The following is a 26,089-nucleotide window of genomic DNA, read 5'->3' as shown; positions in this document are numbered from 1 at the left end:
TGAAATAACTATCAATAGAGCCCTGCCAATTAACGCTTGTTTAGCGCCACTAACGTCTCGTTGCCAAAGCGCCATTTTTCAGCATCGGCATTGATGGCTGCCATATCCTCCGGGGTCATTCTCTGCACCTTGTTTTTAATGCAAAAATCGTCGAAGGCAACTTTTGGCAGCACCAACTCAACAAATAAAGCAGGGTCGCCTATGGCAAAATTGAATTCAACGAACGGACCGCTATCATCGATAATGCCCACATACTTTTGAATGTGGTCCAATCCCGAATTCCGATGTTTGGTTTCTTCACGCATGGCTTGTGTACCGATTTATCGTTGTTATATTGGCGGCCTGGTGAGCCGACACAGCTCTACCCACCGGAACCTCTCGAGTATTGGTACTAAAAAGTCCTAACTCACAATGGTTAAGAAGGACTCGTGTAATTTACGTTGCGGGTAGTCCAGGCCTTGGCCAAAGTTATCCATGGTCCAGGTGAGGCATTCGTAATCGGGGTAAGGATGGTAGCCGCCCATAAAAGTCTCAAAGCGGTTGCCGGATGGGTCCCAGGCGTAAATGGTACAACCCCGTGTGATACCGTGGCGGGTTGGGCCTATGTCCACTTCTACTTTATTCATGGACATAATGTCGCCTCCGCGCAGTACTCGTTCCCAGCTTTCCATCAAAAAGGAGCAATGGTGTAATTTGCCTGGCTCTGGATGCTCCACAAAAGCGATGTCGTGTACTTTATGCGAACAAGATAGCCAAATACCCACTTCGGTGGTGTTGTCTTCGGCAATGACTCGCTCCACCATAAAGAAGCCCAGCACATCCACAAAGATTTTTTTTACATCGGCAATGTTCGGCCCATACAGCAACGCATGGTCAAAGCGAATGGGGCTAATGCCCTTTTCTGCGTCTGCGCACCACGGGCCTGGATTGGTTAGTGGCATACCATTGCCAACTTTAGTTTTGGTGGCAAATAGTTCAAATTCGTGGCCTGAGGGCAAGGTAAAACGTACGCGCTCACCGGTTTCCAGTAAGTCCCCTGCCGGCAAACGTCGGGTTTCTACGCCATAGGCATTCAAGTCGGATTCGAGTGACTCTAAGGTGGCTTCATCCAGCACACGAAAGCCAATAAAATCGACGCCCGCCTGGGGCGCTTCACGAATAATGTAGCTGCTGTGATCTTGTTCGTCCCAGCATTTAAAATAGACTCGACCTTGGTCGTCTCTTCCGGTTTCGATCAAGCCCATGACATCACGGTAAAATTTGATCGATTCCTCCAGGTTTAAAACTCGAATTTGTGCATGGCCGGGACGAAGTACTCCAGTCATCGCCATAACGCGTCTCCTCAATTATTTTTCTTGTAGTAATAAAGCTCGTTTGAGCGGATGTAACTACAGCAAGAGCAAACACAAGGCCAGAAAATTTAAAGCATTGTTTTTATTGTATTTTTTTCTTTATTAGCAATTTTAACACGCGTTAATTTCGACAAATTTGTAAAGCCACTAGACAGCCAAATACAAAAATGTAAATCGACTTTAACGCAGCATATTTGAGCTAAAAAATAATACAGAGAAAAAGCCTAGCGCTTTTGGCTCGAACAGATAGAATTGAAAATTTATATCACCACGAAGCCGCGGTTTATGGAAAGTTCGATGAAAATAAGGTGTCGGATTAAAGCTGAACTTAAATACAAACCCAGAAATTAATACCAAAAATGGACACTAGAAATAAGCGCTAAAAACTGACTCAAAAATCAGTAAGGAAAAGTCTGAACAGATCCAGACAAGAGTTCAGAAACTCACGCCTGCTGCAATTTAGAAATTTTGTAAGCCGCTTGCCGACGCGTAACACCTAACAGGCGAGCGGCCTCGGCAATATTGCCACCAGAACGCTTCATGGCAAGTTCTAACAAGCATTCCTCATGGCGCTTTAGCGATAGTTCGGAATCGGGTAATTGTTCATACATACTTTGAAAGGATTCAGCGCGGTATTCAGACAATGCACCATCGTTAGTAACCGAGGCCACCTCTTTGGTATCGTTTTGAATTTTGAGTTGCTCTAAACTGATAATACCGGATTCTGGCAACAGCAAAATAGCGCGTTCGATGACGTTTTCCAACTGCCGAACGTTTCCGGGCCAAGCGTAATGCTCAAGCTCGGCCATTGCCTCATCCGAAACACCTTTTACCTTTTTGTTGTAAAGCGGCGTGTATTTGTCCACCATGGCCTGCACCAGGAGCTTTATATCGGATGCGCGCTCACGCAATGGTGGAATTTCTACCGGATAAGCAGACAAACGATAATACAAGTCGGATCGAAACTGCCCAGCTGTAATTAAGTTACTTAATTCGACATTGGTCGCCGCTACTAAACGCACATTGACCTTGCGAATGCGACTGTCACCTAAGCGTTCCACCTCGCCGGTTTGCAACACCCTTAGCAGTTTTACCTGTGCCGCCTGAGACAATTCACCCAGCTCATCTAAAAACAGAGTGCCGCCATCGGCGCGCTCAAACTTACCCGGACGGGATTCCTGGGCGCCGGTATAGGCACCTCGGTTAACACCAAATAATTCAGCTTCGATAAGATCACTGGGGATAGCACCGCAATTAATGGGCACAAAAGGCCCCTTGGCGCGGTCGCTGTTATCGTGCAGCCAACGGGCAAACATCTCTTTGCCGACCCCGGTTTCGCCCAAAATCAATACAGAAATCGGTGCTTTGGCCGCCCTGCTCAGCATATCAAAACAGTTTTTAAATCCCTGGGACTCACCCACTAGATTGCCTTGGGCGGGCACCTGGACGCGCTGGCCACGCAATTTTTTAAGCTCAATTTCTAAATCAGCTAAGTCTTTGGTGACTCGTTCAGAACGGAAGAGATCAACGTAGTCTTGGTCATCCCAGGCTTCTGCCGGGCGCCCTTCCAACACACAGATATCATCGCCTTTGCACACGCATTCGGTTTCTTTAAACACAATTAAACGTTTAAAAAAGCCGGTGGTGTAACCCGAGGCGTAGCCTGTCATGGCCCAGCACACGGCTTCATCACCAATACCGAACACCCGTGTATGTTGCTCTGCCTCCATGGATTCGTGGCACAGTGCGCGGCCGTAGAAAATCCCCTCCTGCCAATCAATTTCGGCGTCCACCACCTTAGATTTGGTGATGCCTTCAAAGGCGTGCAGCTCTGGCCCCAGGTGAAAAACATCAAAGTTTTCATCGCCCTCTTCAAGCATTTGATACGCAAGCGAAGCATCCTGACGGCCGCAAACGAAGCCCATGCGCAAAAACAGCGCTTTGGCGTATTCCATACCGGAGTTTTCAATAATATTGCGGCGCAGCTCGCCAAAGGCGGCAGCGTGGAACAGGAACATGCGATTTTGCCCCAACCATATGCGGCTTTTGTCGATATCAAAGCGCAGGCTGGAGCGAAGATTGAAATGGTCTATTAGACGTTTCTTGCCGAGCATATTGTTATTATCTGTTTAATACCGTTGGCTTGGCGTGATTATTTCGCGTTCTTTACAAATTTGTCAAAGATTAATCTCACGCTTACCCAAAGAGTATTAAGATCGACAAAATTGGTATGAAGTCTGGGTGACCTTGGTAAGGAGCCTAAAAGTTACAATTTTGTCGATAACCTCAGCCCCCCACAAGTTGATCCCTTTTTAAGCCCTCAAACCACAATGTCGCCCTTGAGGTAGGTTACAGCCTGCCCCCGTATCAAGACTCTTTGGCCTTCAACCTGGAGGTGCAGTTCGCCACCGCGAACCGAGGCTTGACGCGCAATCAACGCCTGTTTGGCAAGCGCCGGCCCCCAGTAGCTGGCCAATTGGCAATGGATGGAACCGGTAACGGGATCTTCAACGATGCCCAGATCGCGAAAACAGAAAAACCTAGAAACAATGTCGTGGTCACCGCTGCTTTGGGCGGTGAGAATAACGCCGCCAGCCCCGGGCAAGTCGATAAAGTTTTGCTCAAAGTCCATCACAGTGGCTTCGTCCACCACGACGAGGTAGTCCTCAGCGAATTTATCAACATGCAGCGGCGTTACTGGCAGACGCCGAGCTACCTCAGCCGGCAAATCACAGGGCTCGCCCACGCGCAAAGGAAAATCCATTTCATAGCCCTGTGAACTGGGTTTTACCGTTAACGTTCCGCTGCGAGTGAAGAATTCGACGCTGTCCTTCTGCCAAATCCCCTCGGAAAAGAGCACGTGGGCACTGGCCAAGGTGGCGTGGCCACAGAGATCCATCTCTATGGTGGGTGTAAACCAACGCAAACCGTAGCCGTTTTTTTCCGGCAGCAAATAAGCGGTTTCGGACAAGTTATTTTCCGCGGCTATGGCTTGCAGTGTTGAATCTGGCAACGGTTTTTCCAACAGCACCACCGCCGCTGGGTTGCCACTAAAGGGTCGCGATGCAAAAGCATCCACTTGATAAAGCGATAAGGTCACCTGCTCGACTCCTGTGTAGCAGTTCAGAAAGATGCTTACGTCGATTCCTCAGGCCACTCTCGGCCCGGCTGCACGCCACAAGATACCGACAAAGCACCAACAAAGGGTTACAATAGGAAAACAATTAGCAGTTTAATTAGATACAATCAGTCGTCAATGAGATTTTTGTCACCATGACAATATGGACTCCTTCCTCGCTAAACCCGGCCCTGCCAAAATACAAAGCCCTGGCAGAGGCCATCGCCCAGGCGGTGGACCAGGGCCAACTGCCCCCTGGCCATAAGCTTCCCACCCAGCGCGCCCTGGCGGATTTGCTGGGGGTCACCGTAGGTACGGTCACCCGAGCCTACGCCGAGGCAGAGAAGCAAAAGCTGATTGAATGCCGAGTGGGCAGCGGAACTTTTGTTAAACAGGTGTCGATTAGCGATTTCGACAGCACCGTAGATTCTGGAGATGCCATCGACCTGAGCTACAGCTTTGCCGTAGACGTCGACCAAAACACGTTGCTGGCCAGCCAGTTAAGCCAACTGGCCTGCCAGCCCAACCAGCTAAAAGCGCTGCTGCAGTACCAGGCCGGAGCCGGCTTTTCTCAGCACCTCGCCGCCGCTGAGCAATGGCTGACGATTACCGGGGTGGCAACACCGGAGGTGGATAACCTACTGATTACCAATGGCGGCCAACACGGTTTTTATTGTGCGGTAGCGGCGCTCTGCCGAGCCGGGGACACCGTCCTATCTCCCAAGCTCACCTATCCTGGTTTCTCCCAGTTGGCCCAGCAAATGGGGCTGCGACATGTGGGTTTAGACACCGATCAGCAAGGCATAACCGAACAGTCTTTTGCGCTGGCCTGTCAGCGCTACCAACCCCGCGCCGTTTACCTAAACCCGCGCAGTAACAATCCCAGTTGTGAGCAAATGAGCCAAACCAGAATTGATGCCATTGCCGAGCTGGCACGGCTGCACCAGGTCACCATTATTGAAGACGACGTGCAAGGCTGCTTGATGAGCAAAACCCTGCCTTGTTTTGTCAATAGTCACCGCGACATTACCTGTTACGTGAGCAGCACCTCAAAGGCCTTGGCTGGCGGGCTGAGGGTGGGCTATTTATTGGCCCCGGCTAAACTCAAGCGGGCGGTAACTGCAGCCTTGCGCGCTAGCTGCTGGATGCCGGCACCGCTGATGGTGGAGATCGCCAGCCGGTGGATTAGCGACGGCACAGCCCAGCGCATTATGGAGTTACAACGCTGGGAGCTGGGCGCCCGCCATAGAATGTTGGCAGAACAACTGCAAGGCTGGCCCTTCACCGCCAGCACCAATGGCTTTAACGTATGGCTGGCGTTACCGGAGCCCCGCCGCGCGCAGGAGTTTTGCCAAAGCCTACGCAACCAAGGGGTACACACCAAACCATCAACCGCCTTTGCTGTGGGCCACAGTGATGCCGGGCAAGCGTTGCGACTTTGTGTCGGCGGCAGCACCAGCAGAACCGACCTGCGCACTGCGCTGTCAATAATCGGCCAAGAACTCCAACAAGCCGGCGCCGAGTTCGACCTAAGCCACTAATGCATGCACCGCCCGCGAGTACCACAAACGCGAGCACCACTAATAAGAAAGGAACACACTTTTGACCACTGCATCTGCTTCATCTTTTACGGCCTCCTTATCTTTTACGGCCTCCTTAATTGTGGGCTTGAGCCTGCTGTGTAGCGCAGGCACCAGCCTGGCGGCGGATTCTAAAGGCTCTTTCTCGGTCAGTATTGAGAACGATGTGTTCAGCACCGGGGGCGATAATAACTACACCCACGGTACCGAATTCACCTACGTTAGCGATACTAAAATGCCCGGCTGGCTCAATCGTGTGGCCGCTGAGCTCAATTATGATCCACCGGGGGTAGAACTGCGCTGGGTAACCAAACTCGGGCAAAAAATATTCACACCCGACGACATAGAGTCCTATGAACTTATCCCCAACGATCGCCCCTACGCCGGATGGTTGTATTTAAGCAGCGGGCTTATCGCCGACTCCTATCGAGGCAGTGTTAGGCACTTAGAAAAAGTGCAATTTATTCTCGGCTGGGTAGGGCCAAGTTCGCTGGCCGATACCGTGCAAACCAATTTTCACAATGCCCTAGGGTTTCGCGACCCCAACGGTTGGCGTCACCAATTGCACGACGAACCCACCTTCGATGTGCAATTTCAAAAACAGTGGATGCTGCCTGTGTTCAATGATCGTATGGACATCATTCCTCAGATTAATGCCATTTTAGGTAGCTCGTCCCGCCTACTCGGCACGGGTTTCACAGTGCGAATCGGCAACAGAATTACGTCGGATTACGGCCCTCCCCTGATCCGCCCCAGTGCCAGTGGCAGTGATTACTTTAAACCCCATGGCGACACCTATTGGTACTTTTTTGCCGGAGCCTTTGGCCGTTACGTTGAGCACTCCCTGTTTTTAGACGGCAATACCGATGGCGAAAGCCACAGTGTGGACAGAAGAGAATGGGTAGGCGATTTACAAATGGGTTTTGTATTTGGCTGGCGAGATTGGCGCTTTACACTAACCAATGTCATCCGCACTAGAGAATTTGAGCAACAAGACGAAAGCGATGCCTTTGGCGCCCTAGGGCTGACCTTACGCATTTAATCGGTTGATTTGTAAAAGTGAAATAAACTTCCTCCGTTTTTGCACATTTTGCCAGTACGCAGGCATGGCTGGTAGGAGTAGCTTGACCTTCAAATGGAGCTAAAACAGCTAATCACCCTAAAATCAGGGGCTTGAAGACATTTATAGCGAGCAAATCAAAAGTTGGCACCAAGCCTGCAACAACACCTTCGTAAACGAAAAACACAAAATTCATTTATATCTTTCGAGGAGAACTCAAATGAATAGTGATATTGCAGAAGGCAAGTGGAAACAACTTAAAGGTGAAGTTCGCAAGCAGTGGGGTAAACTCACCGACGACGAGCTCGACGAAATAGCAGGTAACCGTGAGAAGTTCGAGGGAAAAATGCAAGAGCGCTACGGTAAAAGCAAAGACGAAGCTAAAGAAGAGTGGGACCGTCTGACTAATAAACACTAGGTCGGTCGTTGGGGGCAAACGCCCCCACCCTTTTAACTGCGCACCCTAAAAACCGCAACACGCCAAAAAATTTTATTTGCGTTTCGAAAGTGCTTTCCCTAAGCTATGTTATAAAACCGCGCTATGTACCCCTACCAACTTCCCTCTCGTGCATCCACCCTAGGCTTAGAAAACCAGGCTCTTACTTAGGCTAGTTACTACATAAACATTGCCCCGCCCTAGTTACCTTACCTTGGTTGCCAGAAATCAATACTGCTCCAGCACCCACTACAGTCGACCTACGCCTTGGTAATACTGTGGGCGAGTATGCTTAAGATTAAAATTTTTATCAAAAAACTCTGCTAACGGTCGTCGTTTGCACACAGCTGTGGAATTTTTTTTAGAATTGCCAACGACATCGCACAATCCTGTTCGTCTACCTGCCAGCCGCAGAGCTCATCCTCTCTCGCTCTTAACAACAGCACCGTCGAAGGCAGAACACTTGCCAATTCTAAACAGGCGTGAGCGCCTGCGCTGAATAAAATATGATGCGCATCGGCTACCTCGGCAATGGCACTACCGACTTTATCCGTTAACGCCTGATCACAATCCACGCCTTGGTTGGAATACACGCACTCGTACGCTAAACCGGGTATCGCATTCAGGTGTTCTTCAAAACCCTGCCGCACTTGCGCCTGCACTCCTGGGTTGGGTGAACGCAGCTCCACCATCATTGAAACCGATTTAGGAGCGATATTAACGGTATTGGGTTTTACTTCCCATTTACCGGCCACATACTCCAGCTGCGCCATGCCTTCGCACAACTGATCCAACCAAGCGATAACCCCCGCCGCGGCAGTAAGCGCATCCTGGCGTGAAGCCGAGTTGGCGGTGCTGTGGCTAACCGTTATTGAAAACCGCTCGATACCGGTAATTGAGCCGACCAATGCAACAGGCAAGTTCATGTTCTGCAACATCGAATGCTGCTCGATGTCAATCTCAATAAATCCGAGGTACCTGTCTTTGGCCAACACCCATTTATCTGGCCGCGGGGGATTGCAACCAAAGCTCTTTAAGGCGTTGCTGTAGGATATGCCAGCATCATCGATACGCTTAAAACTGGAGGCAATGTCGTTGCCAGCTAACACAGATGCCGACAGCAAGGTTGAGTTAAAGCGAGCACCGAGGCCATCTGCCAGGGCAATAATTTCTATGTGCACGGGTAACGATTGAGCGTTTTTAAACGCTAACAAGGGCAACAAAACCCCTAAAATTCCCGCATGGCGGCAGCCGTTGATGGCACTGTCTTGGTGACCACCGAACAACAAGGTGCCGGCGCTGGCTTTTACCGCGTATTTTTTTATGCGGGCATTGCCGCTGTGATCAATAGAAAACTCGTAACCACAATCGGAACTGAGTTTTTGCAGCCAATCTAAAAAGTGACGATGGGCACGGCTTAAGCCTAAACGTGTAACTCCCTCGCCGACATCGCTATAGCCCGCGGCTTGCTCAATTAAGGAAGTCAGTTCTTTCGCCAAAGCCAGATCATCGGCTGAGCTGCGCTTGTTGGTTAGCGAATCTTTGTTAATGCCCGAAGAGGTAGACGCCCTATCGCCAGGGAATACCATCGAAAAACCTCAGTTTGTTTAGTGCATCGCCTTCGATGCTGGCGGAGCAATCTATACAATTTGAAGGTTCGTTTCAACCGATAAGTACGCTCAACTACCGGATTTATTAAATCGTGAAAAATTAAGCGGTGGCTTCTAACCCGGCGAAAAAGTGAATAAGTTAACAAACCTAGAAAGGTCTTGAGGACGAGTTTTAATCTAAGAATCCTAAAATCACTCTCAAATGGCGGGCAGTTATTATTAATAAACATTTTTAACGCTTGAGTACACAGCACACTAAAAGCTGGAGTATTGACTGCGCACTTCCATTTGCTTTGCAGTTTTGCGAGCCAACTCATCACTGTGCAATTTCTCTAACCAACGCAGGCTCATATCCATACCCGCAGATATGCCAGCGCTGCTGATAAAATTATCGTGTTCTACCCAGCGCTTACCCGGCACCACATTCAATGCGGGAAAACTTGCACTCAAGTCGGCCATATCTTGGTGATGAGTGGTAACGTCTTTGCCATCTAAAATCCCTGTGGCAGCCCACAAAAAGACACCGGTACAAACTGAACTCAGCAATGGAACTGTGTGCGCCTGGGCGCTCAACCAGCCAATAATTTCGGCATCGGCCATTACGTCGTTGTGGTAACCGCCAACAACAATCAGTAAATCAAACGACGGGTGATTATCGATGCCGTAGTCGGCCACAACATTAAAGCCGCCTCGGGTTGGCACAACACCCGCCTGCTTGGCAATAAGGGACACCTCAAACAAAGGTGTGTCTAGCAGACGATTGGCCGTGGTAAAAATCTCAAACGGGCCGGAGAAATCCAGCACTTCCGCCTCTGCATAAATAAATATCCCTATGTGCATGCCACTTCTCCACAGTCATTCCCGCCCGTCACCAAGCAAGCGCTTACCAACCTATAGGTCTTACGTTATTCACGGCGTTTAAATGGCATCGGTTTCATCCTTAAGCTCGCGAAACCCCCAGGCCAGCCAAACGGAAGCTTTATACCAGTTGGTTACAGGCATTGAAACCGATCAGTAATGAATATATTAACTAAGTGGGTATTTACGTTGTATCGTAGTGAAGTTGACGCATTTGTGCGCGCATAGAAAAGTGATTCTCAGACGTAATTAACTACCAGCCTGTTAGTATCCACCGCCGGGCGGCCATAGAGTTTAACAATGCAGTTCTACGCTAGACAGAACGAGATTTATAAATTCGCTGCTGGCCGCTGTCGGCGTGGGCTGTGTCGACTTCACCGCCCTGGCGTAGTAAAAGAAGCGCGCGCTTTATCGCGCCATCGGAAATACCGTTAGCCGATAAATAATTAATTAAATCACAGGAGCTGATCTCGCCCTGTACATTAATGTGCGCCAGAGCCATTTGCCGAGCTTTTTCACTACCCATTGTGGTGGTGCTCACCGGCGTCTGAGGGGCGGTTTCTTGTTCATCGAGCGATGCCTCAGAAGTCGTCTTAACTTGGCTAATACCTTCCCCCAGGCTTGCGGCTATATCAACCAAAGACCGCTTGTCGACGCCCTCCAGGGTTAGGTCAACCGCAAAGCCGGCAATGGTCCCGGTAATTTTAATCGCCATGGTCGCTCCTCAGTGATGATGGTGGTGCGGTTGTTCTGGCGCTGAGTTTGGCTCGGTGGAGTGATCACCGTGGCCGCTGTGGTCGGTATGCCCGGTGGCATACACCAACGTCCACACACCAAAAGCAATCAGTAACACCGCAAATAGCTGCTTTAAACGGCGATGATTGAGTACCGCTTGCAGCCGGCTGGCCAACAAGCCGGTGGCCAACAAAGCCGGCAGGGTTCCCAGGCCAAAGGCAAACATGGTTAACCCTGCCGCCGCCGGCGACGCCTGGCTTACCGCCAAGGCCAGTGCACTGTACACCAAACCACAGGGCAACCACCCCCAGATAGCGCCAAACAGCACCGCTTTCGGCAGCGTATGAACCGGCGTTAGCCGTTGCGCCAACGGTTTAAACACACTCCACAGCCGCTGCCCGGCTCGCTCAAGGTGTTGTATACCCAGCCACCAACTGGCTAGGTACAACCCCATGGCAATTAACAAAACACCAGCAATAATGCGCAAGCCAATCAAATACCGACGGCTGGCTTGCGGCTCTAAATGCTGAGCAAACCACGCCGCCAGCGCACTTAGCGCCAGCGCCATAAACACGTAGCTGGCAATGCGGCCGGTGTTGTAGCCCAATAAAATAATCAACCGCAATCCCGGCCGGCCTGCTGGCAGGGCAAAACTTAATGCACTGCAGATACCACCACACATAGCAATGCAGTGGGCACTGCCAAAAAAACCCAGCCCCAGGGCCGACAACCACAAACTCACATCCATGGCTAGGGCTCACCTTGCGGCTTTTCTTGCTCGGCTTTGTCGCTGGCGGTGGGTTTCGATTTTGGCTTGTCATCAAATAATATTTTACTGGCCTCGGTGTCCAGGTCATCGTACTGGCCACTGTTAATCGCCCAAAACAGCACCTTGACCGCAAAAAAGATAAACACCAGAGCAATAGGCACTAACAAGTATAAAATCTCCATGGTTCCACCTATTCGTTAGCGTTTAATCCGCGCAGGCTGCAATGCACAGAACAATAATTTGGTAAGAATTTAAACAGATGCACGAGATAACCGCAGTGCATTAATAACCACCACCAGGGAACTGGCACTCATACCGATCGCCGCAGCCCAGGGTGGTATTAACCCCAGCACGGCCAGTGGCAATGCTAGACCATTGTAGGCCAACGCCCACAGCAGGTTTTGCTTGATGGTGCGCTGCAACTTTTTGGCAAAACGCTGGGCCCGTACTAATAACGTTAAATCGCCTGCCAGTAACAGAGCATCGGCTTTGGCGCGGGCCAAATCCGTGGCGCTACTCATAGCGACGGAAACATCTGCGCCGCTGAGCACGGGCACATCGTTAATGCCATCACCCACCATCAGCACCACCTTGCCTTCGCCTTGCAAGGCTTGCACCGCCGCCAGTTTATGCTCTGGCAAGCAACGCCCGCGATAATCTGCAATGGCCAATTGGTCGGCCACTTGGGCAACGGTATCGGGTTGATCACCACTGAGCAGAACGCAGGTTAACCCGGCCTGTTTCGCTAAATCCACCACCGGCCTGGCGCTGTCGCGGGTGGCATCGGCCAAGGCGACCCAGGCCAACAATTCACCCGCGCGAGCAAAAGCGGTCAGCGATGCACTGGCATCCTGGGCGGTAGGTTCGGGCAGGGTTTTCAGCCCCGCTGCCTGGGCTACGTATTCAGGTCGGCCAAAAAAATAGCGACAGCCGTCCACGACTCCGCTCACACCCGCGCTGGGCGCATTGCGCACATCGACCGCACTGATTTGATTTTGCCAAGGCGCAAACGCTTTGGCGATGGGGTGTTTGCTGTCACGCTCCAAACTGGCGATGATGGCCAAGGCCTTCTCACGCGGCACCTCACCCAGACTATCCACCTGAGTTACCTGGGGTTGGCCCACGGTCAAGGTGCCGGTTTTGTCGAACACGATGTGGGTTATTTTGGCAAGGGCGGTGAAGGTGTCGCTGTTGATAACGAGCAATCCTTCGCGCCGCAAACGCGATAAAGCCGCGGCGTGCGCGGTGGGTGTGGCCAATGACAAGGCACAGGGGCAGGTCACTACCAACACTGACAACACCACCCACAGCGCATGGCTGGGTTCGCGCAGATACCATAGGTACCCGGTTACCGCCGAGATCAATAGCACCGCCGCAACAAACCAGGATGCCAGCCGGTCCGCCAAGATCACTTGCTTGGGTTTGCTGTCGCCGGCGCTATCAACAAGACTCTCTATGGCCGAAAGCGTGGTGTTGGCACCCACTGCGGTTACCTCTACGGTGAGCGGTGAATCCAAGTTACTGCTGCCGGCCACCACGTTTGCGCCAACAGATTTATTTATAGGGTGCGCCTCGCCGGTGAGTAACGACTCATCCACCCGTGACCGGCCAGCCAACACCACGCCGTCGCAGGGCACGGTTTCGCCCTCCGCCACCATCACCCTATCGCCGGTGCTAAGCGCTCGCAGCGGCACCAGCTCACGCCCGCTGCCATCACGCTCTCCCTCTTGATCTGTAACGCTGTCATTATGCTGCAAGCGTGTGGCGGTTAACGGCAGCAATTGGGCCATGCGCGTCATGCCAAATTGATTGCCATGGCGGGTGCTCATCTCAAAGTAGCGGCCGAGCAATAAAAAGAAGGTGAACATCGATACCGAATCGAAATAGACCTCACCGGTTTGCGTCAACGTGGCCCAGACACTGGCAGTGTAGGCAAATGCGATGGCAATGCACACCGGTACATCCATGACGAGATGCCGATTTTTCAGCGCCCGCCAAGCCGCAGTAAAGAACGGGCGAGCACTGAATAGCACCACCGGCGTAGCAATAATAAGGCTAATCCATCGCCAATAGGACAGCCACTCGCCGCTGGCACCGGCGTAAATAGCAACCGCCACCATGCCCACTTGCATCATACCAAAACCGGCCACGGCAATCCGCATTAAGCCCAGGCGTCGCTCTTGCTGTAGGCGCTGTTGATTGTGATCTTCTGTGGCGGGGGTAAACCGATAGCCGATGGTGGCCACGGCGGAGAGTATCTCAGACAATTTGATGGCCTTAGCCTGCCAACGCACTTTGGCTCGGCCGGTGGCGGCATTCACAGCTACCGACTCCACACCATCGATGGCGCTGAGGTGATGCTCGATCAACCACACGCAGGCCGCACAGGTAATACCCTCGATGAGAAACTGCGCCTGTAATTGGGCACCCTCCTCGGCAGCGGCTACAGGCGTTACAAACTCCTGCTGCAATTGCGGCAAATCGTAGGCGAGATAGTTTTTTTGCAGGATTTCTAAATCCGGCCGGGCGCTGGATTGAGACCGAAATTGATAAAAGCCATCCAACCCAGATTGATAGATGGTCTCTGCCACGGCCTGGCAACCGGGGCAACAAAACCGGCGTTGTTGGCCATCCAATTCGGATTCAAATTGGGCGCCATTGGGAATGAGAAGGCTGCAGTGAAAGCACGCCGGTTGTGCGCTTTGGCTCATAGTACGGTGAGCAAAACGCCTGTGGTTGACTGAAAATCAATTTCGCCGTTCAACCGCCAGGCATCCGGGTCAACCTGCTTGGCGCGCTCGTCGATATCCACCGGTTGACTGGCATCTCCTGGCAATAATCTTAGATACCAGCGGTAGTTGGGCTTTCGATCCAGGTCAGCGCGATAATTACCCGGCGCAAATTCACGCAATACAATCACGCGGTCTAGGTTTTCATCGATGGGGTGTTCCATAAACAGCGTCAGCTGCTGGGGCAATTGGTAGCCAGCATCGGTAGCCGCCAGGGCCAGAGTTAAGTCGCCCAGCTCCAAATCAAATTGAATATCCGCACGGATGCCCTTGGCGCGAGCCACGTCAACCTGGGCCAAATCCTGGTTGATCATGCGGCCTTTTTTGTAATAGTCCACGGTGACCTGATCGTCGCCATGTTTTACCGCGGTAGTCACCATAATGCTCGATAAAATCACCGAGCTAATCAGCGGCGCTAAAATGAACCAAGCCCAGAATTCACGGTACCAAGGTTTTGATGTTTCTTGCTCTGTCACTTACCACTCCAACGGGCCATTCCCGCCTGCACTGCCAAAAAGGCGCACTATTACAATACAAATGCTGGCCCAAAACCAGCCCTTATGGGCTGGGTAAAGGGGCTATAAAGGTGGTTTTTTGCTCCGCGCTGATCCCGTCGTCCTGCTCCGCCGTTACGGTGATAAACACTTCGGACTTTTCCGCGACCACTTGATCACCGGGTATTTTTACCCGCACCGGGATGGTAAAAATCTCACCTTCTTCGAGGTAGACCGGCTGATGGGAGAGGCTGTAGTTGCCCTCGCCACGCACATCGATATCGTAGGTATGCCCTACCCGGTCCATATTGTTGATCTTAACCGTGTAGACATTAATGATATTTTCCTTGCTCACCCGATACATGCGCGCACCGCGATCGCGCACCACGTCCACGGACAGCGGCTGCCGGTCGCCCAGGGCGTAGGCAAACGCCGACAACATGGCCACCAAGGCAATGCTGTAGCCGTACAGCCGGGGGCGCATAAAGCGAGTGTGGCCGGTTTTTAACGCATCTTCCGAGGTAAACCGGATCAATCCCGGTTCGTAGCCCATTTTGTCCATCACACTGTTGCAAGCATCCACGCACAAACCACAATTGATGCACTCGTACTGCAGCCCCTCACGAATATCAATATCCACCGGGCACACCTGCACACACCAAGAACAGTCGATGCAATCGCCCTTGCCGTTGGCCTTATAATCCTCGTGGGCCTTGCGCGGGCCGCGTTGCTCACCCCGGGCGGCATCGTAATTTACCGCCAGGGTTTCTTCATCGTACATTACCGACTGGAAACGAGCATAAGGGCACATGAACTTGCACACCTGCTCGCGCATCCAACCTGCATTGAGATAGGTCATGCCGGCAAAGAAGAAAGTCCAAAATGCCGCCGCCGGGTGAATACCCCAGCTCAGAAAACCGGTCTCATCACGATAGGGCAACATACCCGCCAACAGTTCTCGCACCGGGGTAAAATAACCCACAAAGGTTACCCCGGTGATAAAAGCGATAAGGAGCCATGTGGCGTGCTTACCACCCTTACGCAGAAGCTTTTCCGCACTCCAGGGTTGTTTGTCCAACTTGATGCGTTTGTTGCGATCGCCCTCGAACATACGCTCGGCCCACATAAACATCATGGTCCAAACGGTTTGTGGACAAGTAAAGCCGCACCACACCCGGCCTACTAGTGTGGTCACCGCAAACAAGCCAAAGGCCGCAATAATCAGCAACCACGCCAGTAGCATGCCATCCTGTGGCCAAAACGTGGCCCACAAAATATGAAATTTACGCTCGGGTAAATCGAAGAGCATGGCCGGCCGACCATCAATACTAAACCACGGCATCAACACAAAGCCCAGCAATAGCGGCAAGCCAGTGTAACGGCGTATGTTCTGATAAAAGCCATCAATTTTGCGAACGTAAATTTTATCCGATGCCTGGTACAAATTGACCTGGGCGTCAGCGCCAACATCGGTTTCTTCTTTGACTGGTATCTTTTCAACCACGGTTAACTACCTTACCTAACACGGCGTTTCATGGGCGGGCACTAAAGCCAATCGGCTTAGTAATTCGTTTTATCCTAATATAGTTTTTTAAACCCGGTTTGGTTTAACTCAAATGGCGACACATTGCCGCCCAAATGTGAGCGGCGGACAAAAAAAAGGCCACAGCGTTGAACCGCTGCGGCCTTGCAAAGATTCCTTGCTGAACGAGCTTATTCGAGGTCTTGCGACAAGCTGTATACGTAAGCCGTTAACAAATGAATTTTGTCTTCACGTAATTTGTCTTTCTGCGACGGCATTACACCCGCACGGCCGTTACGTAAGGTCTGACGAATACCCTTGGCGCTGCCATCGTAAAGCCAGATCTCGTCGGTCAGGTTTGGCGCACCGAATGCTGGTAAACCTTTGGCATCACCACCGTGGCAAAGGGCACAGTTTTGGGTAAACACCTGAGCGCCAGCTTCTACCATGCTTTCATCTTCAGCGCGGCCGGTAAAGTTAAGAATGTACTGGGTTACCTGGGCGATATTGTCGTCGCTGATAATGCCTTTCCACGCCGGCATGGCGGCCACACGGCCGTTTAACAAGGTGGTTTTGATTGCTTCTGGCGTACCGCCGTACAGCCAATCATCATCCGTTAGGTTGGGGAAGCCAAAGTTACCGCCGGCGTCTGCACCGTGACAAATAGCACAGTTATTAGCAAACAATCGGGTACCCATTTTCAGGGCTTTAGGGTCTTGGGCTAGCTCTGCAACGGACATTTCGGCGTATTTACCGAAGGATTCGTCGTAGGACTCTTCCGCCTTGGCCTGCTCGTTCTCTAACTGGTTAACAGAGGTCCAACCCAAGAAACCTTTGTAAGAGCCCAAACCAGGGTATAAGAACAGATAAATAGCGGTGAACACGATGGTCAGAATAAACATTTGGAACCACCACTTAGGCAGTGGGTTGTCATATTCTTCAATGCCATCGTAAACGTGGCCAGTGGTTTTGTTTTCGGGATCGACGTCATCCCGTGCCGCTACCTTGCGGTTTGCTAGTAGCACCCAAAGTACCAGCCCAATGTTGGTCAACGTCAAAACGATGATCCATAAACTCCAGAAAGTACTCATGATTTTTCTTGCCCCTTAGTGCCGGCCTCAGGCTGACCGGTGGTATTCAACGAGTTGTGCGATGCTTGGCTGGGGTTGGAATCCTCTGCAAATGGCAGATTGGCTGCATCCTCGAACTTCTTCTTGCGGCTTGGTGAAAACGCCCACCAGCACACGCCGGCGAATGCGATCATGACCAATACAGTGGAGAAGCCACGCAAGTTATTCAGCAATTCAGATTCCATACCACAACCTACTCAAGGATTTGGTTAACGTTTTTGCTGCAGTAACACACCCAGCTTCTGCAGGTATGCCACCAAGGCATCAATTTCGGTAACCCCTTCTACAGCCTCTTTGGCGCCAGCGATGTCTTCGTCAGTGTAAGGAACACCCACAGTACGCAAAGCTTCCATTTTGGCAGCGGTGTGCTTGCCATCCAGCACGTTGTCGAACAACCAAGGGAACGCAGGCATATTGGACTCAGGCACAACATTGCGAGGGTTGTACAAGTGCGCTTTGTGCCAGTCATCGGAGTAGCGGCCACCAACCCGAGCCAAATCGGGGCCAGTTCGCTTGGAGCCCCACAGGAAGGGGTGCTCGTAAACGGACTCACCGGCAACCGAATAGTGGCCGTAACGCTCTACCTCTGCACGCAATGGGCGAACCATTTGCGTGTGACAAACGTGGCAACCTTCCCGAATGTAAATATCACGGCCTTCCAGCTCTTTGGCTGGCCAGGGTTTTAGGCCAGCGACAGGCTCGGTGGTTTCTTTCAAAAAGAACTGCGGCACGATTTCCACCAGGCCACCGAAGCTGATGGCGACAATGGTCAGCACAATCAGCAGGCCAATATTTTTTTCTACTATGTCATGATTTTTCACGGTCTTAACTCCTTATCACGCGGTACGAGCGTCAGCTGTGGCTGATGTCTCTGCGGACGCTTCTTTGGCCGCAGACAAGGTGCGGAACATGTTGTAGGCCATCAACAACATACCGGTGAGGAAGAAGGCACCACCAATCACACGCACAAAGTAACCCGGTGTACTGGCTTCTACAGACTCAACAAAGTTATAGGTCAAAGTGCCATCGGCGTTAAATGCACGCCACATCAAACCTTGCATGATACCGTTCACCCACATAGAGGCGATGTACAAAACGGTACCAATGGTGGCCAACCAGAAGTGCGCGTTGATCAGGCCAACACTCCACATCTCTTTGCGGTTAGACAGTACTGGTAGCAGGTGATAAACAGAACCGATGGAGATCATGGCAACCCAACCCAAAGCACCGGAGTGCACGTGACCCACGGTCCAGTCGGTGTTGTGAGACAAAGCGTTAACGGTCTTAATCGCCATCATTGGGCCTTCAAAGGTAGACATACCGTAGAAGGACAGAGAAACCACCAAGAAGCGCAGGGTTGGATCGGTGCGCAGTTTATGCCAAGCACCGGACAACGTCATGATGCCGTTGATCATGCCTCCCCAGGAAGGCGCCAACAGAATCAGAGACATCACCATACCCAGACTTTGCGCCCAATCGGGCAGTGCAGAATAATGCAAGTGGTGAGAACCGGCCCAGATGTACAACGAGATCAGCGCCCAGAAGTGAACAATCGATAATTGGTAAGAATATACCGGACGGCCGGCCTGCTTAGGCACGAAGTAGTACATCATGCCCAGGAAGCCCGCGGTTAAGAAAAAGCCCACCGCGTTGTGGCCATACCACCACTGGATCATGGCATCCATGGCGCCGGCATAGGCGGAGTAAGACTTGGTGAGGCTCACTGGGATAAAAGCACTGTTGACGATATGCAGTACAGCGATGGTGATAATGAAGGCACCGTAGAACCAGTTGGCCACGTAGATGTGGGATGTTTTACGAGTAGCAATGGTGCCGAAGAAGACAATGGCGTAGGAAATCCAAACCGCTGCGATCAGCAGGTCGATTGGCCATTCCAGCTCTGCGTATTCTTTGGCAGAGGTCATACCCATAGGCAGCGTGATGGCAGCCAACACAATAACCGCTTGCCACCCCCAAAAAGTAAACGGAACTAAGATTCCGCCGAACAGTCTAGTTTGGCAGGTGCGCTGCACAACGTAGTAAGACGTTGCGAATAACGCACAACCGCCGAAGGCGAAGATAACCGCGTTGGTATGCAGCGGGCGCAAACGGCCAAAGTGTGTGTAGGGTTGCAGTAGATCGTTTAAGCCAGGCCAAACCAACTGCGACGCGATCAGTACACCCATGGCCATACCGAACACACCCCAGATCACGGTCATAACGCTGAACTTCCTGACGATATCAAAATCGTAATCAGGCTGCTCTCCTGCTATTGAATGACTACTCATAGCGATGTCCTAGTTAATAGTTTTGAGAATTGCAAAATCCTGGAGGGCGGTGACTCCGGGTGCCCCATCACGGTAGAGGCGTCTGTTTCCCATTCGGCGTCGGCGATAGTAGAGGATCGGCGCCGAATACCGCTTGACTCTGGTCAAGGCCAGCTGGGAAATCCCGCTGTGGCTGCGGCGCGCTTTGCTACAGCGCTTACCGGCAACCCAATTAAATAAAAGTAATTCGCAACGGTGAAAGTGCCAATACACCGTTGGAATGATTTTAGAGCATAGAACGGCCTTTGCCTGCCGCAATGCGCATACGCAGGGCATTCAATTTAATAAAGCCCTCTGCGTCTTTCTGATTGTAAGCACCTGCATCATCTTCAAAGGTGGCAATCTTTTCATCAAACAGGGTATCGGCGGAACGACGACCAACCACCTCAACAGCACCTTTATACAGCTTCAGTCTTACATCACCGTTAACAACGTGTTGCGATTCATCAATGGCAACCTGCAACATTTTGCGCTCTGGCGCCCACCAGTAACCGTTGTAGATCATCTCGGCGTAGCGTGGCATCAAAGAGTCTTTCAAGTGCGCCACTTCGCGGTCTAGGGTGATGGATTCGATGGCCCTGTGCGCCTTGAGCATAATGGTGCCGCCAGGGGTTTCGTAACAACCGCGGGACTTCATGCCAACATAGCGATTCTCTACGATATCTAAACGACCAATACCGTTGGCACCACCAATTTGGTTCAATTTTGCCAACACTGTGGCTGGAGACATCGGCTGGCCATCAATGGCAACGATATCGCCTTTCTCGAAGGTGACTTCAATGTAGGTGGGTGTGTCCGGTGCCTGCTGAGGCGATACCGACCAGCGCCACATATCTTCCTCGGCCTCGGCCCATGGATCTTCCAAAATGCCACCCTCGTAGGAGATGTGCAGCAGATTTGCGTCCATGGAATATGGCGATTTTTTCTTGTTACTGGAGAAATCCACTGGGATGTTATGGCTTTCACAGTAGGCCATAAGCTTTTCGCGGGAGTTCAAATCCCACTCGCGCCAGGGAGCGATCACTTTTACGCCGGGCTTAAGAGCATAGGCTCCCAGCTCAAAACGAACCTGATCGTTACCTTTACCGGTGGCGCCGTGGGCCACGGCATCAGCGCCGGTTTGGTTAGCGATTTCGATCATGCGCTTGGTGATCAGTGGGCGTGCAATTGAAGTCCCCAGCAGATACTCGCCTTCGTAAATCGTGTTAGCGCGAAACATAGGGAACACAAAATCGCGGACGAATTCTTCACGCAGATCGTCGATGTAAATCTCTTTGATTCCCAAGGCCTGAGCTTTGGCCCGGGCCGGCTCAACTTCTTCGCCCTGGCCGATGTCGGCAGTAAAGGTTACCACCTCGCACTCATAGGTATCTTGCAGCCAGCGGGCGATAACTGAGGTGTCTAAACCTCCAGAGTATGCCAATACGACTTTTTTTACTGCGGCCATCTGTGGACTCCTAAACAATTGCACAGCGCTCAGCGCTAAAATTAGCGGCGCGCATTGTATCGGTTATTGGGCCTAATTCCCAGCGCGTGAGGAATCTAATTACAGTAAAAGGCGGCAGCGATTACACTGCTCCCGAGCCCTTCACTGACTGAAAATTCTGCTGAGAACGCACTCCATAACCACTACAATATTGAGTGCTTATGGGGGCTTTGAGACTGTTGTGGACGGTACGCGCCAGCCACCGATGTAGATTAAACGAACGACTCAGTGTAATGCCTAATATTCACGGTGCAATAGTATTTAAGGCGCAATAGTTGGCGGCACCTTTTTCGGCGGCTCCCCTAGAGCCTCCTTGAGCGCCTCTGTGTCGATGGCATTACCCGCCACCGCTGTTTGAATTTCAGGCATTTGCGGTGCCGGCTCTTTGCTTAGACGCACCGTCACCCGGCGATTCTGCGCCCGCCCTGCGGCCGTGCGGTTACTGGCCACAGGATAGCGTTCACCGTGCCACCGAAGCACAATTTTGTCCCGTTCAATGCCGCCGGCAACCAGGTATTTCATCACCTTCTCCGCCCTGCGCTTGGACGTTTCGAGATTTTCCGACCGAGTACCCTGGCTATCCGAATGGCCATCGATATAAAAGCTCTGGATGGTTTTATCGGCATCGACGTACACCAAAATATCGTCAAGGAAGTCGGTTTCTTTATCAGACAGCAACTCCTGACCTGGCTTAAACACTAGGGATGTGCGTTCTATTTGAGCCAAATTGACAGGCAACAAATCGGCCAAGCAGGTTACGTACTGATCGTAGGCGGCGCGGAAGTTGACATTGGAAATCGCCACGCTGACAGTTTGAGCGGCGTCGTACCAGGATTGGCGGGAGAACTGCACCTGCTGGCCGGCATAAAGCTCCTGCAGCATCTTGTTGGCCAGTTTCTCTTCGATGTCGATGGACGATTGATCTTGACGAACATCCACATAGCCCAATGAGCGCGCCTTGCCATCAGGCTTCCAAATTGGATTGATTATTTTAACGGCAGCGCGGCCGGATTTCATGCGGGGCGAATCCGCCTCCAAATAAAAGTGCAGAGTTTCGCCGGCTTCATGAAAAAACACCGCCTTACCAAACTCAGGAATGGGCTGAGCCATGCGACAGCCAAATTCAGACCCCTCAACCATCCACTCTGAATTGTGCACCGTAGGGCTAAAACTCGCCGCCCACGCCGCGCAAGGCGCCAATATTGCCGCTATACCTGTAATCGCTGCACCTGTTATCGCTGCTAAATGGAATCTTACGCCTAGCGTTGCCATGGCTCTCGTACAACCCTTCACTGCTCGCTTTACTATCCAACGCGGAATCCGCGCATTCGTCATATCTATGACAGCATAGTCGGCTATTTGAGATTTTTCTTAAGTTGACGACGATATTTTGAATTTTCAGCCTGACCGAACATGGTATTATCCGCCGCCAGCCTGAACATGCCCTACCGAGACTACTATGACCGATAAGCTCGTAATCACCCGGCCAGACGACTGGCACATCCACCTTCGCGACGGCCAAGCACTGGGCCGCACGGTGTCCGACGCAGCGCGCCAATTTGGGCGAGCCATCATCATGCCCAACCTAGTACCCCCGGTGACCAACGCCAGCGAAGCCAAAGCCTATCATGCCCGCATTAGCGCCGAAGTCCCTCAGGGGGAGTCCTTTGAGCCTTTGATGGTGTTGTATTTGACTGACAAAACCAGCCCAGAGACCATCGCCGAGGCTAAAGCCGCTGGAGTGGTGGCGTGCAAACTCTACCCGGCCGGTGCCACCACCAACTCTGATTCCGGCGTTACCGACATCAATAACATCTACCCGGCATTAGAAGCCATGCAGGAGCACGGCATGTTGTTCTTGGTGCACGGCGAAGTGACCGATACGGCCATCGACATCTTTGACCGCGAGAAGGTGTTTATTGACCGCACTTTGACTAAACTGCGCAGCGACTTACCTGAGTTAAAAACCGTACTTGAACACATCACCACCGAAGACGCCGTGCAGTTTGTGCAGTCGCAAAGTAGCCATGTGGGCGCCACCATCACCGCTCACCATCTACTGTACAACCGCAACCACATGCTGGTGGGTGGCATCAAACCGCACTACTACTGCTTGCCCATCTTAAAGCGGTCCAGCCACCAGCAAGCGCTGATCAGCGCCGCCACCAGTGGCGATAGTCGATTCTTCCTGGGCACAGACTCCGCGCCACACGCCACTGACAAAAAAGAAGCCAGCTGCGGCTGCGCCGGATGCTATACCGCCTATGCGGCCATCGAGCTCTACGCCACGGCCTTCGACGAAGCCAGCGCGTTGGACAAACTCGAGGCATTTGCCGGCCACTTCGGGCCTGATTTCTACGGCCTAGCTCGCAACAGCGACACCATCACGCTGAGCAAAACGCCCTGGCAAGTGCCTGAGCAGTTCGACCTTACACCCGGCGTTGGCATTACCCCACTGTGCGCCGGCCAAACCTTAAACTGGCGCCTAGTACGCTAAGGTGGCTTTAACCTCGGCGAAGCCCCTCAAGCTACGCATAAGCCGCAAGATACTTAGCTAAACCGCGATTCGTGCTACCATATTGGCTGAATTTAGCACCAAACGACTCCAACAGTAAGGATTGTCATTGTCTGATACACCCACATCTAAAGACGAAGAAACCGGCAACCGTTTAAAATCCCGTTTCCGTGGTTTTCTCCCGGTGGTAGTCGACGTCGAAACCGGCGGCTTTAACGCCAACAGTGACGCCCTGCTGGAGATAGCAGCGGTGACATTGCGGATGGACGAAAACGGTGTGTTACACCGCTCAGAAACATTCCAGCACCACATTGAGCCCTTTGAGGGGGCCAATATTGAGCAGTCCGCCCTGGATTTCACCGGCATCGATTTGGAAGACCCTGAGCGGGACGCCATGCCAGAGTCGATTGCCATTGCCGAGCTCTTCGGCGCGATACGCAAAGCAGTGAAAGCCGAAGAATGCAACCGAGCCGTGGTGGTGGGCCACAATGCCCATTTCGACCTGGGCTTTGTCAACGCCGTTGCCGAGCGCGTGGACATTAAACGCAACCCATTCCACCCCTTCTCCTGCTTCGACACAGCCACCCTAGCAGGCCTAGCCCTGGGCCAAACCGTGCTCGCCAAAGCCTGCATGACCGCCAACATAGACTTCTGCAACCGCTCGGCCCACAGCGCCGCCTACGACGCCGAAAAAACCGCAGATTTGTTTTGCTACATTGTGAATCGTTGGCAATCCCTGGGTGGCTGGCCCTTGTCGGAATAACATCCCGCACAGACCCGGCGGTAAATTGCAGGCAAAAAAAACCCGGCTCCAAGGCCGGGTTTTTTGACTGAGCGCTAGACTTACAGCTTGTCAGCGTTGGCCGCCAAGTAAGAAGCAACACCCTCTGGGTTAGCAGACATACCCGCATCACCCTCTTTCCAACCCGCCGGGCACACTTCGCCGTGCTCTTCGTGGAATGCTAGGGCATCAACCATACGCAGCATTTCGTCAACGTTACGACCTAAAGGCAGGTCGTTAACGACTTGGTGGCGTACGTTACCTTCGCCGTCGATCAAGAAAGAACCACGGAAAGCAACGCCACCGGCCGACTCAACGTCGTAGGCTTGGCAGATGGAGTGCGTGATGTCAGCCACCAAGGTGAACTCAACCGCGCCGATACCACCGTTATCAACTGGGGTATTACGCCAGGCGTTGTGAGTCCAGTGGCTGTCGATGGATACGCCAATCACTTCTACGCCACGCTTTTTGAACTCGGCCATACGGCTGTTGTGAGCAAGCAATTCGGATGGGCAAACAAACGTAAAGTCTAATGGATAGAAGAATATAACGGCTTTCTTACCTTTGATGGTTTCAGCCAGGTTGAAGTCTTCAACAATCTCTCCGGAACCTAGAACGGCTGGAGCAGTAAAATCGGGTGCTGGTTTTCCAACTAAAACGCCCATGAGAATTTCCCTCGGTCAAAATTGCTTTAATGGATTTGGTGTTACTCTGCGAGCCCCACTACAGGTCTGCAATGGAGAATACGACTACAAAAGTGGCTCAATGTTCTTTATAGGTTCGACCCAATCTCATAGTAGTTAGCTATCATACACCCTCTTTATTATGCCACCTATAGATTTTTTTAATCATGGCCATAGCCAAAGACTTCAAAAAAAGTAATTACAAATCAATAGGTTAAAAAGCAGGCAGCCAATTCAAACCAGCCATGTTATTCATCGCGCCAATACAAAGACGACTGACTATCACTTACATTAGTAAACCAGATTAATTCACAAAGCTTATTGACAATTATTATCGTTTAATTAAAATTCTCAACAACTGCTGCTAACGAGCAATCGATGATCAACTGCGATGCCGCTAGTGATGCCAGCTTGTTAAACCTCAGAGACAGTTAGGTGCTCACTCAGCAATAGCTGCTGCTATTTTGGTTTAACTGGCAACCCACAAAAACTATTAGAAATGTGTTAGCGATACGCTAGTCAGTAACGGGCTATAATTATGTACGTTTGTATCTGTAAGGGCATTACCGACTCTCAAATCCGCCAAACTGTGGCCTCCACCGGCGGCAGCCTGCGCTCTGTGCGCAACGAGCTAGGTGCCATGACCCAATGCGGCAAATGCGCTCTGCAAACCCGAGACATCGTTAACCAAACTCTGGCAGAGATGAATGTCACCATCGACGACGATACCTGCTATAGCGCCGCCTAGACCCATTACTCAGCTTTACCAAGGGTGCCGCCCAGCCAGCACCCCTGCCCCACAAAGCCCCCTCCCTCGCCATACATCCTAAGCTCCTAATATTAC

26 protein-coding genes are annotated in these 26,089 nt (G+C 51.8%); 7 read left to right on the top strand and 19 right to left on the bottom strand.

Features of this window, described 5'->3' with window-relative positions:
- Nucleotides 1-29: 29 nt before the first annotated feature.
- The 4 genes from ACGHM3_RS07650 to ACGHM3_RS07635 form a co-directional block, all read right to left on the bottom strand.
- Nucleotides 30-305, bottom strand: coding sequence for a phenol hydroxylase subunit (locus ACGHM3_RS07650; RefSeq protein ID WP_345417718.1), 276 nt, complete (start codon nucleotides 303-305; stop codon nucleotides 30-32).
- A gap of 96 nt (nucleotides 306-401) precedes the next feature.
- Entirely contained in the window at nucleotides 402-1,331 is a 930-nt protein-coding gene (locus ACGHM3_RS07645; RefSeq protein ID WP_345417715.1) for a catechol 2,3-dioxygenase, read from the bottom strand.
- Between the two features lie 464 nt (nucleotides 1,332-1,795).
- The gene (locus ACGHM3_RS07640; protein WP_345417712.1) at nucleotides 1,796-3,466 is read right to left on the bottom strand and encodes a sigma 54-interacting transcriptional regulator; all 1,671 of its coding nucleotides are present in this window, start codon (nucleotides 3,464-3,466) and stop codon (nucleotides 1,796-1,798) included.
- A gap of 206 nt (nucleotides 3,467-3,672) precedes the next feature.
- Nucleotides 3,673-4,452 (bottom strand): PhzF family phenazine biosynthesis isomerase, encoded by a 780-nt coding sequence (locus ACGHM3_RS07635; protein ID WP_345417709.1) that lies wholly within the window; start codon nucleotides 4,450-4,452, stop codon nucleotides 3,673-3,675.
- A 173-nt stretch (nucleotides 4,453-4,625) separates the two neighbouring features.
- On the opposite strand from ACGHM3_RS07635, the gene ACGHM3_RS07630 reads away from it, so the two are divergent.
- The 3 genes from ACGHM3_RS07630 to ACGHM3_RS07620 all read left to right on the top strand — a co-directional run bounded on the left by ACGHM3_RS07630 (nucleotide 4,626) and on the right by ACGHM3_RS07620 (nucleotide 7,528).
- A complete protein-coding gene (locus ACGHM3_RS07630) occupies nucleotides 4,626-6,011 on the top strand; it encodes a PLP-dependent aminotransferase family protein (protein ID WP_345417706.1) in 1,386 nt (461 codons plus the stop codon).
- A 61-nt stretch (nucleotides 6,012-6,072) separates the two neighbouring features.
- Entirely contained in the window at nucleotides 6,073-7,092 is a 1,020-nt protein-coding gene (locus ACGHM3_RS07625; protein WP_345417703.1) for a lipid A deacylase LpxR family protein, read from the top strand.
- Between the two features lie 238 nt (nucleotides 7,093-7,330).
- Nucleotides 7,331-7,528, top strand: coding sequence for a CsbD family protein (locus ACGHM3_RS07620; RefSeq protein WP_345417700.1), 198 nt, complete (start codon nucleotides 7,331-7,333; stop codon nucleotides 7,526-7,528).
- A 341-nt stretch (nucleotides 7,529-7,869) separates the two neighbouring features.
- Here the strand turns inward: ACGHM3_RS07620 and ACGHM3_RS07615 are convergent, their stop codons facing one another.
- The 14 genes from ACGHM3_RS07615 to ACGHM3_RS07550 form a co-directional block, all read right to left on the bottom strand.
- Nucleotides 7,870-9,135 carry a hypothetical protein gene (locus tag ACGHM3_RS07615; RefSeq protein ID WP_345417697.1) on the bottom strand — a complete coding sequence of 422 codons (1,266 nt, stop codon included), beginning with the start codon at nucleotides 9,133-9,135 and terminating at the stop codon, nucleotides 7,870-7,872.
- Nucleotides 9,136-9,411: 276 nt separating this feature from the next.
- A complete protein-coding gene (locus ACGHM3_RS07610) occupies nucleotides 9,412-9,996 on the bottom strand; it encodes a DJ-1/PfpI family protein (RefSeq protein ID WP_345417694.1) in 585 nt (194 codons plus the stop codon).
- A gap of 331 nt (nucleotides 9,997-10,327) precedes the next feature.
- On the bottom strand, nucleotides 10,328-10,729 hold the full coding sequence (locus ACGHM3_RS07605; protein ID WP_345417691.1) for a hypothetical protein: 402 nt from the start codon (nucleotides 10,727-10,729) through the stop codon (nucleotides 10,328-10,330).
- 9 nt (nucleotides 10,730-10,738) lie between these two features.
- Nucleotides 10,739-11,497, bottom strand: a complete 759-nt coding sequence (locus ACGHM3_RS07600) for a sulfite exporter TauE/SafE family protein (RefSeq protein WP_345417688.1) — start codon at nucleotides 11,495-11,497, stop codon at nucleotides 10,739-10,741.
- A gap of 2 nt (nucleotides 11,498-11,499) precedes the next feature.
- Nucleotides 11,500-11,700, bottom strand: coding sequence for a cbb3-type cytochrome oxidase assembly protein CcoS (gene ccoS, locus ACGHM3_RS07595; RefSeq protein ID WP_345417685.1), 201 nt, complete (start codon nucleotides 11,698-11,700; stop codon nucleotides 11,500-11,502).
- Between the two features lie 69 nt (nucleotides 11,701-11,769).
- Nucleotides 11,770-14,229: a heavy metal translocating P-type ATPase gene (locus ACGHM3_RS07590; RefSeq protein ID WP_345417682.1), complete on the bottom strand. Its 2,460-nt coding sequence runs from the start codon at nucleotides 14,227-14,229 to the stop codon at nucleotides 11,770-11,772.
- Complete coding sequence (locus ACGHM3_RS07585) at nucleotides 14,226-14,783, bottom strand: FixH family protein (RefSeq protein WP_345417679.1); 558 nt, start codon at nucleotides 14,781-14,783, stop codon at nucleotides 14,226-14,228. Before ACGHM3_RS07585 ends, ACGHM3_RS07590 begins: the two co-directional genes overlap by 4 nt.
- 82 nt (nucleotides 14,784-14,865) lie before the next feature.
- Entirely contained in the window at nucleotides 14,866-16,305 is a 1,440-nt protein-coding gene (ccoG, locus tag ACGHM3_RS07580) for a cytochrome c oxidase accessory protein CcoG (protein ID WP_345417676.1), read from the bottom strand.
- 209 nt (nucleotides 16,306-16,514) lie between these two features.
- Complete coding sequence (gene ccoP, locus ACGHM3_RS07575; RefSeq protein ID WP_345417673.1) at nucleotides 16,515-17,414, bottom strand: cytochrome-c oxidase, cbb3-type subunit III; 900 nt, start codon at nucleotides 17,412-17,414, stop codon at nucleotides 16,515-16,517.
- On the bottom strand, nucleotides 17,411-17,638 hold the full coding sequence (locus tag ACGHM3_RS07570; RefSeq protein ID WP_345417670.1) for a cbb3-type cytochrome c oxidase subunit 3: 228 nt from the start codon (nucleotides 17,636-17,638) through the stop codon (nucleotides 17,411-17,413). The genes ccoP and ACGHM3_RS07570 overlap by 4 nt, the downstream gene beginning before the upstream one ends.
- A 24-nt stretch (nucleotides 17,639-17,662) precedes the next feature.
- Nucleotides 17,663-18,274 (bottom strand): cytochrome-c oxidase, cbb3-type subunit II, encoded by a 612-nt coding sequence (ccoO, locus tag ACGHM3_RS07565; RefSeq protein WP_345417667.1) that lies wholly within the window; start codon nucleotides 18,272-18,274, stop codon nucleotides 17,663-17,665.
- A 15-nt stretch (nucleotides 18,275-18,289) separates the two neighbouring features.
- A complete protein-coding gene (gene ccoN / locus ACGHM3_RS07560; protein WP_345417664.1) occupies nucleotides 18,290-19,741 on the bottom strand; it encodes a cytochrome-c oxidase, cbb3-type subunit I in 1,452 nt (483 codons plus the stop codon).
- A 265-nt stretch (nucleotides 19,742-20,006) separates the two neighbouring features.
- Entirely contained in the window at nucleotides 20,007-21,227 is a 1,221-nt protein-coding gene (locus tag ACGHM3_RS07555; protein ID WP_345417661.1) for an argininosuccinate synthase, read from the bottom strand.
- A gap of 300 nt (nucleotides 21,228-21,527) precedes the next feature.
- The gene (locus tag ACGHM3_RS07550; protein ID WP_345417658.1) at nucleotides 21,528-22,376 is read right to left on the bottom strand and encodes an OmpA family protein; all 849 of its coding nucleotides are present in this window, start codon (nucleotides 22,374-22,376) and stop codon (nucleotides 21,528-21,530) included.
- On the opposite strand from ACGHM3_RS07550, the gene ACGHM3_RS07545 reads away from it, so the two are divergent.
- The 3 genes from ACGHM3_RS07545 to rnt all read left to right on the top strand — a co-directional run bounded on the left by ACGHM3_RS07545 (nucleotide 22,375) and on the right by rnt (nucleotide 24,544).
- Entirely contained in the window at nucleotides 22,375-22,617 is a 243-nt protein-coding gene (locus ACGHM3_RS07545) for a hypothetical protein (RefSeq protein ID WP_345417655.1), read from the top strand. The genes ACGHM3_RS07550 and ACGHM3_RS07545 overlap by 2 nt on opposite strands.
- A 174-nt stretch (nucleotides 22,618-22,791) precedes the next feature.
- Nucleotides 22,792-23,763: a dihydroorotase gene (gene pyrC / locus ACGHM3_RS07540; RefSeq protein ID WP_390518236.1), complete on the top strand. Its 972-nt coding sequence runs from the start codon at nucleotides 22,792-22,794 to the stop codon at nucleotides 23,761-23,763.
- Nucleotides 23,764-23,890: 127 nt separating this feature from the next.
- Entirely contained in the window at nucleotides 23,891-24,544 is a 654-nt protein-coding gene (gene rnt / locus ACGHM3_RS07535) for a ribonuclease T (RefSeq protein ID WP_345417648.1), read from the top strand.
- Nucleotides 24,545-24,624: 80 nt separating this feature from the next.
- Here the strand turns inward: rnt and ACGHM3_RS07530 are convergent, their stop codons facing one another.
- Nucleotides 24,625-25,227, bottom strand: coding sequence for a peroxiredoxin C (locus ACGHM3_RS07530; protein ID WP_345417645.1), 603 nt, complete (start codon nucleotides 25,225-25,227; stop codon nucleotides 24,625-24,627).
- 556 nt (nucleotides 25,228-25,783) lie between these two features.
- Between ACGHM3_RS07530 and ACGHM3_RS07525 the strand changes: the two genes are divergently transcribed.
- The gene (locus tag ACGHM3_RS07525; RefSeq protein ID WP_345417642.1) at nucleotides 25,784-25,993 is read left to right on the top strand and encodes a (2Fe-2S)-binding protein; all 210 of its coding nucleotides are present in this window, start codon (nucleotides 25,784-25,786) and stop codon (nucleotides 25,991-25,993) included.
- Nucleotides 25,994-26,089: the final 96 nt, after the last annotated feature.

The organism is Halioxenophilus aromaticivorans (assembly GCF_042850945.1).
Classification (GTDB): Bacteria; Pseudomonadota; Gammaproteobacteria; order Pseudomonadales; family Cellvibrionaceae; genus Halioxenophilus; species Halioxenophilus aromaticivorans.
This window is presented reverse-complemented; position numbering and strand designations above follow the sequence as displayed.

Coding starts and splice junctions, on each gene's coding strand:
- ACGHM3_RS07650 (WP_345417718.1), bottom strand. CDS start 305: ATGCGTGAAGAAACCAAACATCGGAATTCGGGATTGGACCACATTCAA.
- ACGHM3_RS07645 (WP_345417715.1), bottom strand. CDS start 1,331: ATGGCGATGACTGGAGTACTTCGTCCCGGCCATGCACAAATTCGAGTT.
- ACGHM3_RS07640 (WP_345417712.1), bottom strand. CDS start 3,466: ATGCTCGGCAAGAAACGTCTAATAGACCATTTCAATCTTCGCTCCAGC.
- ACGHM3_RS07630 (WP_345417706.1), top strand. CDS start 4,626: ATGACAATATGGACTCCTTCCTCGCTAAACCCGGCCCTGCCAAAATAC.
- ACGHM3_RS07620 (WP_345417700.1), top strand. CDS start 7,331: ATGAATAGTGATATTGCAGAAGGCAAGTGGAAACAACTTAAAGGTGAA.
- ACGHM3_RS07615 (WP_345417697.1), bottom strand. CDS start 9,135: ATGGTATTCCCTGGCGATAGGGCGTCTACCTCTTCGGGCATTAACAAA.
- ACGHM3_RS07610 (WP_345417694.1), bottom strand. CDS start 9,996: ATGCACATAGGGATATTTATTTATGCAGAGGCGGAAGTGCTGGATTTC.
- ACGHM3_RS07605 (WP_345417691.1), bottom strand. CDS start 10,729: ATGGCGATTAAAATTACCGGGACCATTGCCGGCTTTGCGGTTGACCTA.
- ACGHM3_RS07600 (WP_345417688.1), bottom strand. CDS start 11,497: ATGGATGTGAGTTTGTGGTTGTCGGCCCTGGGGCTGGGTTTTTTTGGC.
- ccoS (WP_345417685.1), bottom strand. CDS start 11,700: ATGGAGATTTTATACTTGTTAGTGCCTATTGCTCTGGTGTTTATCTTT.
- ACGHM3_RS07590 (WP_345417682.1), bottom strand. CDS start 14,229: ATGAGCCAAAGCGCACAACCGGCGTGCTTTCACTGCAGCCTTCTCATT.
- ccoP (WP_345417673.1), bottom strand. CDS start 17,414: ATGAGTACTTTCTGGAGTTTATGGATCATCGTTTTGACGTTGACCAAC.
- ACGHM3_RS07570 (WP_345417670.1), bottom strand. CDS start 17,638: ATGGAATCTGAATTGCTGAATAACTTGCGTGGCTTCTCCACTGTATTG.
- ccoN (WP_345417664.1), bottom strand. CDS start 19,741: ATGAGTAGTCATTCAATAGCAGGAGAGCAGCCTGATTACGATTTTGAT.
- ACGHM3_RS07555 (WP_345417661.1), bottom strand. CDS start 21,227: ATGGCCGCAGTAAAAAAAGTCGTATTGGCATACTCTGGAGGTTTAGAC.
- ACGHM3_RS07545 (WP_345417655.1), top strand. CDS start 22,375: ATGCGACAGCCAAATTCAGACCCCTCAACCATCCACTCTGAATTGTGC.
- ACGHM3_RS07550 (WP_345417658.1), bottom strand. CDS start 22,376: ATGGCTCAGCCCATTCCTGAGTTTGGTAAGGCGGTGTTTTTTCATGAA.
- ACGHM3_RS07530 (WP_345417645.1), bottom strand. CDS start 25,227: ATGGGCGTTTTAGTTGGAAAACCAGCACCCGATTTTACTGCTCCAGCC.
- ACGHM3_RS07525 (WP_345417642.1), top strand. CDS start 25,784: ATGTACGTTTGTATCTGTAAGGGCATTACCGACTCTCAAATCCGCCAA.